The sequence below is a fragment of the Methylophilus sp. 3sh_L genome (genome assembly GCF_046766015.1).
Classification (GTDB): Bacteria; Pseudomonadota; Gammaproteobacteria; order Burkholderiales; family Methylophilaceae; genus Methylophilus.
The window spans coordinates 868356-883162 of the sequence record NZ_JBKOUF010000001.1 but is presented as its reverse complement, the minus strand read 5'-3'; the positions used below and the strand labels follow the sequence as shown (position 1 = coordinate 883162).

General features: G+C 50.9%; 16 protein-coding genes. 7 read left to right on the top strand and 9 right to left on the bottom strand.

Features of this window, described 5'->3' with window-relative positions; all coding sequences use genetic code 11:
* Nucleotides 1-19 precede the first annotated feature (19 nt).
* From ACIDF8_RS04470 to ACIDF8_RS04460, 3 genes are all read right to left on the bottom strand, one after another.
* Nucleotides 20-1513 (bottom strand): helicase HerA-like domain-containing protein, encoded by a 1494-nt coding sequence (locus ACIDF8_RS04470; RefSeq protein ID WP_412009389.1) that lies wholly within the window; start codon nucleotides 1511-1513, stop codon nucleotides 20-22.
* Nucleotides 1514-1772: 259 nt separating this feature from the next.
* On the bottom strand, nucleotides 1773-2315 hold the full coding sequence (locus tag ACIDF8_RS04465; protein ID WP_412009387.1) for a DUF302 domain-containing protein: 543 nt from the start codon (nucleotides 2313-2315) through the stop codon (nucleotides 1773-1775).
* A 71-nt stretch (nucleotides 2316-2386) separates the two neighbouring features.
* The gene (locus tag ACIDF8_RS04460; RefSeq protein WP_412009386.1) at nucleotides 2387-3313 is read right to left on the bottom strand and encodes a CysB family HTH-type transcriptional regulator; all 927 of its coding nucleotides are present in this window, start codon (nucleotides 3311-3313) and stop codon (nucleotides 2387-2389) included.
* Nucleotides 3314-3417: 104 nt separating this feature from the next.
* Between ACIDF8_RS04460 and ACIDF8_RS04455 the strand changes: the two genes are divergently transcribed.
* The 7 genes from ACIDF8_RS04455 to fdxA all read left to right on the top strand — a co-directional run bounded on the left by ACIDF8_RS04455 (nucleotide 3418) and on the right by fdxA (nucleotide 9981).
* On the top strand, nucleotides 3418-4188 hold the full coding sequence (locus tag ACIDF8_RS04455; protein ID WP_412009385.1) for a sulfite exporter TauE/SafE family protein: 771 nt from the start codon (nucleotides 3418-3420) through the stop codon (nucleotides 4186-4188).
* A gap of 41 nt (nucleotides 4189-4229) precedes the next feature.
* On the top strand, nucleotides 4230-5894 hold the full coding sequence (locus ACIDF8_RS04450) for a nitrite/sulfite reductase (RefSeq protein ID WP_412009384.1): 1665 nt from the start codon (nucleotides 4230-4232) through the stop codon (nucleotides 5892-5894).
* Nucleotides 5894-6511, top strand: a complete 618-nt coding sequence (locus tag ACIDF8_RS04445; protein ID WP_412009383.1) for a DUF934 domain-containing protein — start codon at nucleotides 5894-5896, stop codon at nucleotides 6509-6511. Before ACIDF8_RS04450 ends, ACIDF8_RS04445 begins: the two co-directional genes overlap by 1 nt.
* Nucleotides 6508-7266, top strand: coding sequence for a phosphoadenylyl-sulfate reductase (locus ACIDF8_RS04440; RefSeq protein ID WP_412009382.1), 759 nt, complete (start codon nucleotides 6508-6510; stop codon nucleotides 7264-7266). The genes ACIDF8_RS04445 and ACIDF8_RS04440 overlap by 4 nt, the downstream gene beginning before the upstream one ends.
* A gap of 84 nt (nucleotides 7267-7350) precedes the next feature.
* Nucleotides 7351-8280 (top strand): sulfate adenylyltransferase subunit CysD, encoded by a 930-nt coding sequence (gene cysD / locus ACIDF8_RS04435; RefSeq protein WP_412009381.1) that lies wholly within the window; start codon nucleotides 7351-7353, stop codon nucleotides 8278-8280.
* Between the two features lies 1 nt (nucleotide 8281).
* Nucleotides 8282-9556, top strand: a complete 1275-nt coding sequence (gene cysN, locus ACIDF8_RS04430; protein WP_412009380.1) for a sulfate adenylyltransferase subunit CysN — start codon at nucleotides 8282-8284, stop codon at nucleotides 9554-9556.
* Between the two features lie 101 nt (nucleotides 9557-9657).
* The gene (gene fdxA / locus ACIDF8_RS04425) at nucleotides 9658-9981 is read left to right on the top strand and encodes a ferredoxin FdxA (protein WP_412009379.1); all 324 of its coding nucleotides are present in this window, start codon (nucleotides 9658-9660) and stop codon (nucleotides 9979-9981) included.
* An 86-nt stretch (nucleotides 9982-10067) separates the two neighbouring features.
* Here the strand turns inward: fdxA and rnhB are convergent, their stop codons facing one another.
* From rnhB to ACIDF8_RS04395, 6 genes are all read right to left on the bottom strand, one after another.
* Nucleotides 10068-10646: a ribonuclease HII gene (gene rnhB / locus ACIDF8_RS04420; RefSeq protein WP_412009378.1), complete on the bottom strand. Its 579-nt coding sequence runs from the start codon at nucleotides 10644-10646 to the stop codon at nucleotides 10068-10070.
* 5 nt (nucleotides 10647-10651) lie between these two features.
* Entirely contained in the window at nucleotides 10652-11815 is a 1164-nt protein-coding gene (lpxB, locus tag ACIDF8_RS04415) for a lipid-A-disaccharide synthase (RefSeq protein WP_412009377.1), read from the bottom strand.
* A gap of 12 nt (nucleotides 11816-11827) precedes the next feature.
* Nucleotides 11828-12607, bottom strand: coding sequence for an acyl-ACP--UDP-N-acetylglucosamine O-acyltransferase (lpxA, locus tag ACIDF8_RS04410; protein WP_412009376.1), 780 nt, complete (start codon nucleotides 12605-12607; stop codon nucleotides 11828-11830).
* Nucleotides 12608-12647: 40 nt separating this feature from the next.
* Nucleotides 12648-13112 (bottom strand): 3-hydroxyacyl-ACP dehydratase FabZ, encoded by a 465-nt coding sequence (gene fabZ, locus ACIDF8_RS04405; RefSeq protein ID WP_194748091.1) that lies wholly within the window; start codon nucleotides 13110-13112, stop codon nucleotides 12648-12650.
* Nucleotides 13113-13120: 8 nt separating this feature from the next.
* The gene (lpxD, locus tag ACIDF8_RS04400) at nucleotides 13121-14182 is read right to left on the bottom strand and encodes a UDP-3-O-(3-hydroxymyristoyl)glucosamine N-acyltransferase (protein ID WP_412009375.1); all 1062 of its coding nucleotides are present in this window, start codon (nucleotides 14180-14182) and stop codon (nucleotides 13121-13123) included.
* 87 nt (nucleotides 14183-14269) lie between these two features.
* Complete coding sequence (locus ACIDF8_RS04395; protein ID WP_412009658.1) at nucleotides 14270-14749, bottom strand: OmpH family outer membrane protein; 480 nt, start codon at nucleotides 14747-14749, stop codon at nucleotides 14270-14272.
* Nucleotides 14750-14807: the final 58 nt, after the last annotated feature.

The window sequence follows — 14807 nt, the reverse complement described above, 5'->3', positions numbered from 1 at the left end:
TCCTAAATGGGAGTTAAGGCTAACGCTTGCTTTTGCCACTCCCCATGATGGAGCCAAGCACCCCACGGATAATTGCCCGGCCCAACTGCGAGCCGATGGCGCGTGCGGCGGATTTGGCCGCGGACTCCAGCACCGAATCTGAGCGGCTGCTTTTACCGCTCAGTATCCCGCCCAAATCAAAGCCCCCGCCTTCTTCCTGTTTTTGTGCCTGCGCCTGCGTGGCGGCGGTCACCTGTTCGGCACGCTGCTTGAGAATCTCATAAGCAGATTCTCGATCCACCAGCTTGTCGTACACACCTGCCACCAGTGACTGCGCCATCACCTGTTTGCGTTCCAGATCGGTCGCGGGTCCGATCCGGCTTTCGGGTGGGCAGACAAAGAGGCGTTCAACCGGCGTCGGCGCACCTTTTTCGTCCAGGAACGACACCAGCGCCTCGCCCACGCCGAGCTCTGTAATAGCCGTCGCCACATCCAGCTTGGGATTCGCGCGGAAGGTTTGTGCAGCCACTTGTACCGCTTTCTGGTCACGCGGCGTAAACGCCCGCAGTGCATGCTGCACCCGGTTACCCAACTGGCCCAACACAACGTCTGGGATATCTAATGGATTTTGCGAGACGAAATAGACACCGACGCCTTTGGAACGGACCAGCCGCACCACCTGCTCAATTTTTTGCATCAAAATAGCGGGCGCATCATTGAACAATAGATGCGCTTCGTCAAAGAAAAACACCAGTTTGGGCTTTTCCAAATCACCGACTTCTGGCAACTTTTCAAATAATTCAGAGAGTAGCCACAGCAACAATGTCGCATACACGCGCGGTGAATTCAGCAGCTTGTCAGCTGCCAGGATATTGATAAACCCGAATCCTTTGCCATCGGTTTGCATCATGTCTTCAAGGTTCAAGGCGGGCTCACCAAACAGCAAGTCGCCACCTTCGGTCTCCAGCTGTAGCAACGCGCGCTGGATGGCACCGACACTGGCAGTTGAGATGTTGCCGTACTGGGTCTGATAACTGGCGGCATTTTCGGCGCAATGTTGCGCCATGGCGCGCAAATCTTTCAGGTCCAGTAACAACATGCCATTGTCATCGGCAATTTTGAAAATCGCATTCAAGACACCGCCCTGCACCTCATTGAGGTTAAGCATGCGCGCCAGCAGCAGTGGCCCCATTTCGCTGAGGGTAGTGCGCACCGGATGGCCTTTTTCGCCAAACATATCCCAGAACATCACCGGGTAGGCTTTATTCACATAGCCAGCCAGCGCCAGCTGCTGTACCCGCGCCTCGACTTTGGCATTGCCGCCACCGACCTGGCTCATCCCAGACAAGTCACCTTTGACATCCGCCATGAACACTGGCACGCCAATACGCGCAAACTGCTCAGCCAGGCTTTGTAAAGTGACCGTTTTACCTGTCCCGGTAGCCCCGGCAATCAGGCCATGACGGTTGGCCATTTTGGGCAGCATCACACTTTCGATGTCGTTGTTTTTAGCGATCAGCATAGGTTGAATCATAAGCGGTACTCAAACAGTGAAAAGTTAAGTTGAGTATAGGGGATGGTGGCTAAAAGAGGAAGATTGTTGTTTTGCCACAAGCGCGAAATCGTTTAAAAAGATTTTAGCCACAGAGAACGCAGAGGCCACAGTGGCAACAACATCAATCCGCTATGTTCTGATTTACTAGATGGTGCACACTCATCGCCTTTCTCTGTGCACTCTGTGCACTCTGTGCACTCTGTGTTCTCTGTGGCTAAAAAATGTTTTTTAAGAACTATCAAAAATCCCCACGACGGGCTTTTTCCATCAATTCGATTAAGGCATTTTCAAGCTGTTGTGCCGAGGCTTGCGCCCTGGCGGTGGGATGTTTGATATTTTTCAAATCATGCGTGGGCCGATCCAGCCCGAGGTAAAGCTGCCGTTTGCCATGCGTATCAGGCTTTTCGTAAATCGCCAGGCGGCATGGCGCAAAGACCAGAAACTCGGGATGATCGAGGATAATTTCAGTGCCCATACTCAGGTTACAAAAAGTGCGTACCTCTTTGATCCCTTGCGGGTCCTGGCCGCGCTGCTTCATATGGTCACCAATCGGAAAATTGGCCGGATTGACAAAGTTCATGCCCTCGGACAGTGATTTAAGGCTATCCACCAGATCCTGGTAACTCACGCCAGGTTGGACCGGCACCTCATAAATGGCGTTATCAAGATCGACATCCGGCATGCCATGACCAATCACACGGACATTGGCTGGGGCCGCCCAGACCGAGAAATGGATACAAAAACAGAGGTAGCATAATCCCTTCAGGGGGCTTAAACACATGAAAGACCTCTCAATCTATTAACACTATGCCGCATTACAGCATGCGCTTACGCTGGCCAATGTGACCCGCATCACAAGTCCTGGTGTAAGGCCCGCTGGACGCTGCGCTTGTCGTATTCCGGCGACAGCATGGTGATAAAGTTAAGCATGTAATCACGCAAGAAAGCATCCCGGCGTACGCCTAGATAGGTCGTACTGTCAGGAAACAAGTGACTGCAATCCAGGCTTTTAAGCGGCGCATCACGATTTTCTTCGTAGGCCATATTGGCAATCAACCCGATGCCCAGGCCCAGGTTCACGTAGGTCTTGATCACGTCAGCATCAATCGCGGTAAAAACCACATTGGGTTGCAAACCGGCATCGTGAAAGACTTTAGACACCAGTGTGCCGCCAGTAAAGGCAAAGTCATAGGTGATCAGCGGATAATTGACCAGATCTTTCAGGCTCAAGATTTTATTTGCCAGCAGCGGATGCTCGGGCGGCACCACCAGGCAGCGGTTCCAGCGGTAGCATGGCAAGCACGACAAGCGCTCATCCTTGCTGATATTTTCGGTCGCAATACCAATGTCTGCCTCGCCGGCAGCCACCTGCTCGGTGACCTGCGACGGATTACCCTGATGGATAGTTAGCTTGACATTGGGGTACTGTGCCATAAACTGCTTAACCGCAGCAGGCAAACGATACCGCGCTTGCGTATGTGTGGTGGCAATCGTCAGTTCACCGCTATCTTCACGGCTATATTCGTCGCCAACACGCTTGATATTTTGCATATCCAGCATGACACGTGCGGCAAGTTCTACGATTTTACGGCCCGGCTCAGTCACACCAATAAGACGTTTGCCGTTACGCTGAAAAATCTGCAACCCAAGCTCTTCCTCTAACAGCTGGATTTGCTTGCTCACCCCCGGTTGTGAGGTATGCAAAGCCTCAGAGGCCGCCGAGATATTCAAATGTTGGCGCACCACCTCGTGCACATAACGCAACTGGTGAAACTTCATACCCGCCCTTTATAACCAAAAGCTATATCATAGAAGAATTTGTTATTAAATCAACACTTAAAAACTTGTTATGATGCCGCGCTTAACGTTTCAAGATACTCCTCATGGAATTCGGATATATATTGGCAGGCTTTGTCGTGGGCTTTTTAGTGGGCTTGACCGGGGTAGGTGGTGGTTCACTGATGACCCCTATTCTCTTACTCATTTATAACATTAAACCCGCCGTCGCCGTCGGCACAGATTTGCTGTATGCCTCGATCACCAAATCGGTAGGTATTTTTGCCCATGGCAAGCTGGGCAATATTGACTGGCGGATTGTTAAGCGCCTGGCTATAGGTAGCGTGCCCGCTTCATTGTTGACCTTGTGGGCGTTGCACAGCATGGATTTGCAATCAGGCAATGTGGTCGCTACCATCAAGTTCTGGCTGGGGATTGCCTTGATTGTTACTTCTGCTGCCGTCCTGTTACGCAACAAATTGATGGCTCTGGCCTCTAAAGGAGAATGGATTCCCGCCAAATACGTGCCTGTGGCAACAGTATTATTGGGGATCGTACTGGGTGCACTGGTGACGCTGACCTCGGTGGGTGCTGGCGCACTCGGCGTGACAGCCTTGATTCTGTTATATCCAAAAGAAAAAATCACCACCATTGTTGGCAGTGATATTGCCCATGCCGTCCCGCTGACATTGGTCGCCGGCCTCGGCCATGCCTCGCTGGGCACCATAGACTACCAGTTACTCGGCACCTTGCTGATCGGCTCCTTGCCCGGCATTTACCTGGGTAGCCATATGAGCGCACGCGTGTCAGAACACTGGGTACGCATTGCTTTAGCTATGATATTGATTTATGTAGGCTTTAAGCTGGTTTTCCATTAAAATACCGCCTCTTCGCTTTTTGCGAACAAAGTGACTCAAGCATGTACAAATACGATCCTATAGACCAACAAATTGTTAACGAACGCGTCGCACAGTACCGCGACCAAACCCGCCGCTATCTGGCAGGCGAACTCACCGATGAAGAGTTCCGCCCTTTGCGCCTGCAAAATGGCCTGTATATCCAGCGTCATGCGCCCATGTTGCGCATTGCGGTGCCTTACGGGTTGATGTCCAGCAAACAATTACGCAAGCTGGCAGACATTGCCAAGCGCTATGACCGTGGCTATGGTCACTTTAGTACCCGCCAAAACCTGCAACTCAACTGGCCTAAGCTGGAAGATACCCCGGAGATTCTGGCTGAACTGGCAACGGTAGAAATGCATGCCATCCAGACTTCTGGTAACTGCATCCGCAATATCACCACTGACCAGTTTGCCGGCATTGCGCCAGACGAGATTATTGATCCGCGTGCCATCGCTGAAATCATGCGCCAGTGGAGCACCTTCCACCCTGAATTCGCCCTGTTGCCACGTAAATTCAAGATTGCCGTCTCAGGCACGGAAAAAGACCGTGCGATCGTGCAAGCACATGACATTGGTCTTGAATTCTACAAAGACGCACAAGGCCAGATGGCGATCAAAGTCTGGGTCGGTGGTGGCTTGGGCCGCACGCCAATTTTGGGCACGGTGATTCGCGAACATCTGGAATGGCAACATGTGTTGTCTTACTGCGAAGCAGTGATCCGTGTGTACAACATCCATGGCCGTCGTGACAATATTTACAAGGCACGGATCAAAATCTTGGTCAAAGCCTTGGGGATTGATGAATTCAGACGCCAGGTGGATGAAGAATGGGCACATCTTAAAGATGGCCCACTCACGATTACCCAGGCTGAGCTCGACCGCGTGGCGCAATACTTTGAGCCCATGCCCTACAAAACATTGCCAGCGCATGATGCATCTTTTGATGCTGCCGTAGCGAGCAATCCGGCTTTTGCTGCCTGGGTCAAACGTTGCGTACACGCACACCGCGTCCCTGGCTACCGCGCTGTGACCTTGTCACTCAAGCCGCATGGCAAAGCCCCTGGCGACATCACCAGTGAGCAAATGCATGTGGTGGCTGACCTGGCCGATGCCTACAGCTTTGGCGAACTGCGCTCCTCCCATGAGCAAAACCTGATTCTGGCAGACGTGCAATTGTCTGACCTGTTTGCCGTGTGGGAAAAAGCCCGTGCAGCGGGTCTGGCCACGCCTAACATTGGTTTGCTGACTGACATTATCTGCTGTCCTGGCGGCGACTTCTGCAGCTTGGCCAATGCCAAGTCTATCCCGATTGCTGAAGCGATCCAGATGCAGTTTGACAACCTGGATTACCTGTATGAAATTGGTGATCTGGAACTGAATATTTCCGGCTGCATGAATGCTTGTGGTCACCATCACGTCGGCCATATCGGTATTTTGGGTGTGGATAAGGATGGCTCCGAATGGTATCAGGTAACCATTGGCGGCAAGCAAGGCAATGATGCCAGCATTGGTACCGTGATCGGACCTTCTTTCTCGGCCGAAGAAATGCCTGGTGTGGTCAAACGCCTGATTGAAGTCTATGTCCGTGAGCGCAACGATGAAGAGCGCTTTATTGACACCGTACGCCGTTTGGGCGTGGCGCCGTTCAAGGCCCATGTCTACGCTGAAAAGGAGTCTGCATAATGAGCCAATTAATTCAACTCGATGCCAACGGCCACGCCAGCATTGTGGCGGATACCTGGACCCGCGTCATCCCGCCTGCACCGGCAGAAGAGTCTGTGCGCAAACAGGCGGGTAAAGTGGTGCTGTTTAAACTGACCGGCGAACAAACCTACAGCCCGGAGCAAATCGCCAATACCCAGATTCCTGCCACCGGCAAGATTATGGTTCCCCTTACCGTCTGGCAAGCACGCAAAGCCGAATTGCAAGCGCGTCTGGCAGCGGGTGAACTTGGCATTGTGCTGGCCACCAATGAATCTGCCGAGACCCTGCAAGCTGAGTTTGCAGATTTGAACACCTTGCCAATCATTGCGATTTATGTGGAACGCTTTGCCGATGGCCGCATTTTCACCTTGGGTAACTGGCTACGCACACGTTATGGCTTTAAGAATGAGTTACGCGCAATTGGCGATGTGCTGCGTGACCAATTGTTTTTTCATAAACGCGCAGGCTTCACCAGCTTTTTAATTCGGGCCGACCGTTCAGCTGAAGATGCCTTGACCAGCCTCAATGACTTTAGCCAGCCATATCAAGGCGCCGTCGGTGATGTGCCTGTATGGAGAAGGATACAACGCGCATGAGTTTCGGCGTCAGCATGCTCAAACCGGCAGCCAGCAATCCTGCAACACGCCCCGAACTGACTGAAGAGTTAGTCGCATCCGTGCAGGCCAAGCGTGCCGCTGTCGTGGCTTTGCTTCAGTCCGCGGTGGCCGAGTTTCCAGCCATCACTTTTGCCAACAGCTATGGGGCAGAAGACATGGTGCTCACTGACATCATTGCCAAGGAAGCCCTGCCGATTGAGATTTTCTCGCTGGACACAGGTCGCTTGCCAGCAGAAACCTACACCTTGATGGGCGAAGTCGAGCAAACCTATGCCACTAAACCGGTCGTATTTTTCCCCAAGCATGAGGCCGTAGAACAGTATGTCCGTCGCAATGGAATCAATGCCTTCTATGAAAGCATAGAATTACGCAAGGCCTGCTGCCATATGCGTAAGGTAGAACCGCTGCAGCGCGCACTGGCCGGCAAACAAGCCTGGGTCACCGGCATGCGTGCCGAACAAGCAGCTACACGCAGTCATTTGCCAGCCCGTGAATTTGACGCTGGCAATCAACTGGAAAAATTCAACCCGCTCAGTGACTGGACAGAAAAAGAAGTCTGGGCTTATATCCGGCTGTATGAAGTACCGTACAACGCCCTGCATGATCAGTTCTATCCCAGCATTGGTTGTGCGCCTTGTACGCGTGCCGTCGCCATGGGTGAAGATATCCGTGCCGGTCGCTGGTGGTGGGAAGATCCGACCAGCAAAGAATGCGGTTTGCACGTAAAGAAATAGTTAACTGCCGGTAAACGTTAAAGCAGCAGTTAGCGTGTATCTGCGTTTATTGGCGGTAAAAATTTGATCGGTAATATAATTAAGATGACAACTAAACAACCTTTATCTCATCTGGACTGGCTGGAAGCAGAAGCCATTCATATCCTGCGTGAAGTGGCTGGCCAGTGTGCCAATCCGGTATTACTGTTTTCAGGCGGCAAAGACTCTTTGTGTATTTTACGCCTGGCTGAGAAAGCGTTCCGTCCTGGCCGCTTCCCCTTTCCGCTCATGCATATCGACACCGGTCACAACTACCAGGAGGTAGTGAACTTCCGTGACCAGCGCGCCGCTGAGTTGGGCGAACGCCTGATTGTGCGCTCGGTGGGAGACTCCATGAAGCGCGGTACCGTCGTGCTGAAAACGCCAGACGAGCCCCGTAACAAACACCAATCCGTGACCTTACTCGAGGCGATCGAAGAATTCGGCTTTGACTGCTGCATCGGCGGCGCCCGTCGTGATGAAGAAAAAGCCCGTGCCAAAGAGCGCATCATGAGTTTCCGCGATGAATTTGGCCAATGGGATCCGAAAAACCAGAGGCCAGAGTTGTGGAACCTGTACAACGCCCGTGTACACAAGGGCGAAAATATCCGTGCCTTCCCCATCTCGAACTGGACGGAGATGGATGTCTGGCAGTATATCGAGCGCGAAAAACTGGAGCTGCCTAGCATCTATTTTGCCCATCAACGTGATGTGGTCATGCGCAATGGTGCGATTTTCCCAGTTAATGTGCCACTGATTTCAGGCGAAGTGATCAACCAGCCTAAAGCCGGTGAAGAAGTGATCAATATGCAGGTGCGCTTCCGTACTGTCGGGGACGTCACTTGCACTGCCCCCGTGATTTCTGATGCCGATAATGTGAGCAAAATCGTGGTTGAAACCGCGACCACCACCATTACCGAGCGGGGCGCGACACGTCTGGATGATCAAACTTCCGAGGCTTCCATGGAGCAGCGTAAGAAAGAAGGTTACTTTTAATATGACAACTCAACATAACGACTCTTTGCTGCGCTTTATGACCTGCGGCAGCGTGGATGATGGTAAAAGCACACTGATTGGCCGCTTGCTGTTCGATACCAAGACTATCCTGGCAGATACGCTTAATAACATTGAGCGCACCTCGCAAAAACGTGGCATGGAAGCGGTAGATCTGTCACTGCTGACCGACGGCCTGCAAGCCGAGCGTGAGCAAGGCATTACCATTGACGTGGCTTATCGCTATTTCAGTACTGGCACCCGCAAATACATCATTGCAGATGCCCCTGGTCATGAGCAATACACCCGCAATATGGTAACTGCAGCCTCCACGGCCAACCTGGCGATTATCCTGATTGATGCCCGTAAAGGGGTGTTGACACAGACCCGCCGCCACAGCTATCTGGCACACTTGGTCGGGATTCCGCATATCGTGGTCGCGGTCAATAAAATGGATCTGGTGAATTACGATCAGGCAGTATTTGAGAAAATCAAAGCCGATTACACGACGTTTGCCACCGAGATTGGTCTGGCACAAGCGCGTGAAATTAAGTTTATCCCCATGTCAGCCCTCAATGGCGACATGTTGGTAGACCGCCTGGATAGCCTGAACTGGTACCAGGGCGAAACCTTACTGGAGCTGCTGGAAGCTGCCCCGGCTGCCCACAGCGAGCGAACCGAAGCTTTCCGCTTCCCAGTACAATTTGTCTGCCGCCCGCATGATTCAGCGAATCCTGAATTGCATGACTTCCGCGGCTTTATGGGCCGTGTCGAGTCTGGCGAAATTGCCGTTGGCGATGCCGTGACTGTGTTGCCTAATGGCTACCAATCGAAAGTGAAAGCGATTCAACTGGGCGCCGAACAATTGCAGCATGCGCAGACTGAGCAAAGCGTCACCTTGTTGCTGGAAGATGAGATTGATACTTCACGCGGCGACATGATCGTCAAAACCAGTGAAGCACCAGCAGCCGTCAAACAGATCGAAGCGCATGTCTGCTGGCTGTCAGAAACGCCGCTCTCCCCGGCTCGGACTTACATTGTGCGTCACACGACACGCGAATCCAAAGCCAAAATCGGCAGCATTCAGTACAAAGTTGATGTCAATACGCTGGAGCAACAAACCACGGCCGATCTCAAAATGAATGATATCGCCCGCGTGAGCTTTAAGCTGGCGCAACCCCTGATGGTAGACAGCTATGATAAGAACCGTGCCACCGGCGCATTCATCGTGATTGACGAAAGCACCAACAACACGGTTGGCGCCGGCATGATTGTTTAAACCAGCGCAAGCTGATGTAACACAAAGCCATCCATCGTCAATTTGGCTAAATTGCAATAAAATATCGTTTTGGCCCTAAAAGCCCACAAAGGATTTAAAACATGACTTATGTAGTAACCGAAAATTGTATTCAGTGCAAATATACCGACTGTGTAGACGTGTGCCCGGTTGACTGTTTTGTTGAAGGCCCGAACTTTCTGGCGATCAACCCGGATGAGTGCATCGACTGCACCTTGTGCGTGGCCGAATGCCCAGCAGAAGCGATTTTTTCTGAGGATGATGTACCAGCAAACCAGCAGCACTTTATTGAATTAAATGCGCGCTTATCGAAAGTCTGGCCAACGATTACAGCACGTAAAGAGCCTTTGCCTAGTGCGGATGAAATGAATGGCAAATCCGGCAAGACAGCATTACTGGTCGAATAACGGATTCCAGCCCTTCAGCGCATCAAAAAGCCGCTATGCATAGCGGCTTTTTGTTTATGGTTGGCATTTGCCTTATTGACTGCGACTCATATCATCAGCAGCTTTTTAACAGGACCATAACTGCGTCTGTGCTCAGGGGTGATTCCGTGTAATGCAAGGCGTTCAAGATGCAAGGCGGTGGGATATCCTTTATGCTGCGCAAACCCATATTCTGGATATTTCGCATCGAGTTCCAGCAAAGACGCATCCCTGGCCGTTTTAGCTAAGATAGAAGCTGCAGAGATCTCAGCAACCTTGCTATCCCCTTTCACGATGGCTTCGCAGGGAATATCGAAGCGTGGACAGTGGTTACCATCGACTTGAATCAGGGTAGCGGCAATCCCAAACTGACTGGCCATGGCAATATAGGCGCGTTGCATGGCGAGTAAACTGGCTTGCAGGATATTGATCTGGTCAATCTCTTGCGCACTGACACTGGCGATTCCCCAAGCCAAAGCGGCTTCTTTAATCATCATCGCCAATGCATCTCGCTTGGCTTCTGATAATTTTTTGGAATCCGCCAAGCCTGCAATGGGTCTGGATGGGTCCAGAATGACGGCAGCGGCATACACTGCCCCCGCAAGGGGCCCCCTGCCCGCTTCATCAATACCACACAAAATTTGCATTGCGCTTAAGCCTGTAGAAATTGTCTGATCACAGCCGCCGCTTTTTGCGCGCTGTTTTGCTTGAGTTGTGCATGAATATGCCGATATTTTTCTTGCAAGGCGCTCAAGCCAACTTTATCAGCCAGCAAATTGTATAGGGTTTGCGCAATGCGATCTGCTGTCGCGTCATGTTGCAACAACTCAGGCACAATAAACTCTCCGGCCAAAATGTTGGGCAACCCCACATAAGGCTGCAGGCGCATACGTTTTAGCAATTGCCAGCTCATATTGGACATCTTGTAAGTAATGACCATGGGCTTTTTGAGCAACGCTGCCTCCAGCGTGGCGGTCCCTGAGGCGACGAGCACCGCATCTGCAGCAGTCATTGCGTCATGTGCATGGCCGAACATGATTTGCAGGTCTACGCTGGTCTCGGGTTTTTGCGTTAATAACTGGTGCCAGGCACTGGTAAAAATATCCCGTGTCTCACGCGTGACTAATGGCACCAGGAACTGTGCCTTCTGTCCATTCTCACGCATCAAGCGGTCAAAGACGATCGCGGTTTCCAGGACCAGTTCGGCATGAAAGGTCACCTCAGACTGCCTGCTCCCAGGGAGCATGGCAATGACCACTGTATCCTTTTTCAATTTTAGCTTTTCGCGTGCTTGCTCGATTTGTGGTTCCATCGGCAACGCATCGGCAAGAGGATGTCCAATATAGGTGACAGGCACGCCTACTTGCTGGTAAAGCGCAGGCTCAAACGGAAACAAGGCCAGCATATGCGAGACCGCGCGCTTGATTTTATGAATCCGGTTTTTGCGCCAAGCCCAGATAGAGGGACTGACATAATGCACGGTCGCAATCCCCTTGGCTTTGAGCTTACGCTCCAGCCAGAAGTTAAAGTCTGGTGCATCTATGCCTATAAACACCTCTGGCTTTTGACTGAGGATTTCTTTGTAAAGCTGCTTGCGTAATTTAAGCAGGCCCCACAGGTGCTTGAGTACCTCCAGATAGCCACGTACCGATAAACGTTCGATAGGGAATAAGGATTTGGCACCCAGGCTCATCATTTTAGGACCCGCAATGCCAAAAATCTCGATATCAGGCTGTGCTGCTTTCAGCTCCTGAATCAGGTGATAGCCCAGCAAGTCTCCGGAGGCCTCTCCCGCCACCATTGCAATCTTAGCCATAATATGTGTGAATTAACGGACAATGCCGCGCGTACTTTGCGCGAGAAAACGGGTCATCAAGCCAATTTCAGGGCAGGATGTTTCCATATCAGCCAAGGCTGCTTTTGCCTCTTCCAAGGACAAGCCCTGACGGTATAACGCTTTATAAGCGCGCTTGATTTGCTGGATCGTCTCAGCCGTGTAGCCTCTGCGCTTGAGCCCTTCGGCATTAATCCCGTGTGGCTGCGCATCATAACCCGCTGCCGTCACATAAGGCGGAATATCCTTGAATACCACGGAGCCGACCGCTGTAATAATATGCTCACCAATCTGGCAATATTGATGAATCAATGTAAACCCACCTAGGATGGCATAGTCATAAATGGTGACATGGCCCGCGAGTGATGAATTATTGGCCATAATGGTATGGTTACCAACGATACAGTCATGGGCAATATGCACATACGCCATAATCCAGTTATGGCTGCCGATTTTAGTCGTGCCTTTATCCTGCACAGTGCCGCGATTAAAAGTACAAAACTCACGGATGGTGTTGTGATCACCGATTTCCAGTAAAGTGGGCTCATCCTTGAATTTTTTGTCTTGCGGCTTGGCGCCCAGAGATGAAAATTGAAAGATTTCGTTATGTTTACCAATCGTGGTGGGGCCTTCGATCACGACGTGGGAGCCGATTTTTGTGCCAGCATCAATGCTGACACCAGCACCGATCGTGCTATAAGGACCCACTTCGACCGAGCTGTCCAGCTCGGCTTTGGGATCAATAATTGCAGTTGGATGAATCAAACTTTGCATGTTTCGCCTGCTACGCGCTCATGAGCGCAGTATCATATCGTTATTTTTCAATGGCTTTCAGGATGCACATCATGTTGGCTTCTGCCACCACTTCGTCTCCTACTTTGGCCACGGCGACATATTTCCAGATCCCTTTCAAGATACGGTCAATTTTTACATTGAGCACGATCTGGTCACCAGGAGACACTGGCTTTTTAAAACGTACATTGTCTATCCCGGCAAAATAATACACAGAGTCATTGGTGGGTTTGGTACCCATGGTTTTAAAAGAGAGGATAGCGGCCGCCTGTGCCATCGCCTCAACAATCAACACACCCGGCATCACAGGGTGATACGGGAAATGCCCCGGAAAATAGGGTTCGTTGACCGAAACGTTTTTGACGGCGGTGATTTCTTTACCCAACTCCATGGACAGTACGCGGTCAACCAGCACAAACGGATAACGGTGCGGCAAATGTTCTAATATCTCATGAATATCCATGCTATTCATTGGGTTCTCAGCCATAGTTTCTCTCAATCTTTTGAATGTCTCTGTATATTGCTTATTGCTTGTTCAAGCTGCTTGAGCTTGAGTTGATATTGTTCCAGATGCCGGATATTGGCGGCGGTACGCAGCCAATCTTCATGTTTTTGGAATGGCATGAGCGCAGTATAGGTACCCGCCTGCTTAATCGAACGCATAATCATGGAGCCAGGCGAGATTGTGACACCATCTGCGATCTGCAAATGGCCCAGAATCATGGCAGCGCCACCGATTTTGCAATGCGCTCCAATCACGGCACTTCCTGCGATACCCACGCAGCCAGCAATCACCGTATGCGCGCCAATGCGGACATTATGGGCGACCTGTATTAAATTGTCCAACTTCACACCGTCTGCAATCACGGTGTCATCTAATGCACCACGATCTACTGTGGTATTTGCGCCGATATCCACATGATCACCAATCACTACCCGGCCAATCTGCGGTATTTTAACCCATTCGCCCTGCGCTTCTGCATAACCAAAACCATCATTTCCAATAATACAGCCAGAAAATAAATGACAATGACTGCCAATCTGGCTGCCATGCTTAACCACGACACGTGGCTCCAGCACAGTATGCGCGCCTATGGTCACATCATCCTCAATCACACAACCAGCACCAATTCTGACCCCCTCGCCCAAGACAACACGATCCCCAATACTGACTTGGGCATCTATGGTTAACTCAGAGGCATACTGCAAGTCTTGGCCAAGCACAGCCGTGGCGTGAATCTGGTTCTGGTAAGTGCGTGGAGGATTTAATAACGCGGATAACCGTGCGAAGTAAGCATAAGGGTTATCGGTAAGGATACAAGGCAATGCCGTTAAATGCTGATGCTCAGGCCGTAAAATGACCGCTGAGGCTTGGGTAGACTGTAATGATTGCGTATATTTGGTATCGTTGAAGAAAGCGATGCTGCCAGGCTGCGCTTGGGCGAGTGAAGCCATGCGAGACATCACCAATGGCGTTGCATCCGGTGATAAGTTACCGAGGAATAGCTCACCGCCCAGAGACGCAACAATCTCTTGTAATGTAAAGTGTTGCGCCATAAACAAACAACCCTAAAAAAACAACTTTAGAAAATACTTCGAAAACAAACCGAGTAAAACGCGAAGAAATTAAGCCAGGCAGAATCTCTATTTTTTGCCTAACAGTTTGAGCACTTTGTCCGTGATATCAATCCGCTTGCTGGCATAAGCCACTCCACTGTATGCAACCAGATCATAGCCCTCACTCTCAGCCACCGTTTGCACCGCTTTATTAATACGCTCCTGCAACAGCGCCAGCTCTTCATTTTTACGCAAATTAATATCTTCGCGCAATTCACGTTGCTTGCTCTGAAACTCAAGACGTGAGTTGTTTAATTGACGTTCCTTCAGGCGGCGATCCGACTCAGTCAAATTCGAACGGTCATGATCAAGCTGTGTTTCCAACTCACGAATCTGTTTCTGCAGCTTATCCAACTCTAGGGAACGCGGACTAAACTCTTTTTCCAGCTTTTTACCCGTCTCAGCCGTTTGTGGCGCCTCTTGTAACAGCTTATCCACCTGTACATATCCCACTTTGTAAAAGTCTGCAGCTTGTACGTGAGCACAACACAATACAATAGCCAGCATGCTTAACCATACGATTCTCATACTAGTCTTCCTTTCTGCAACAGGATGATGACTGATT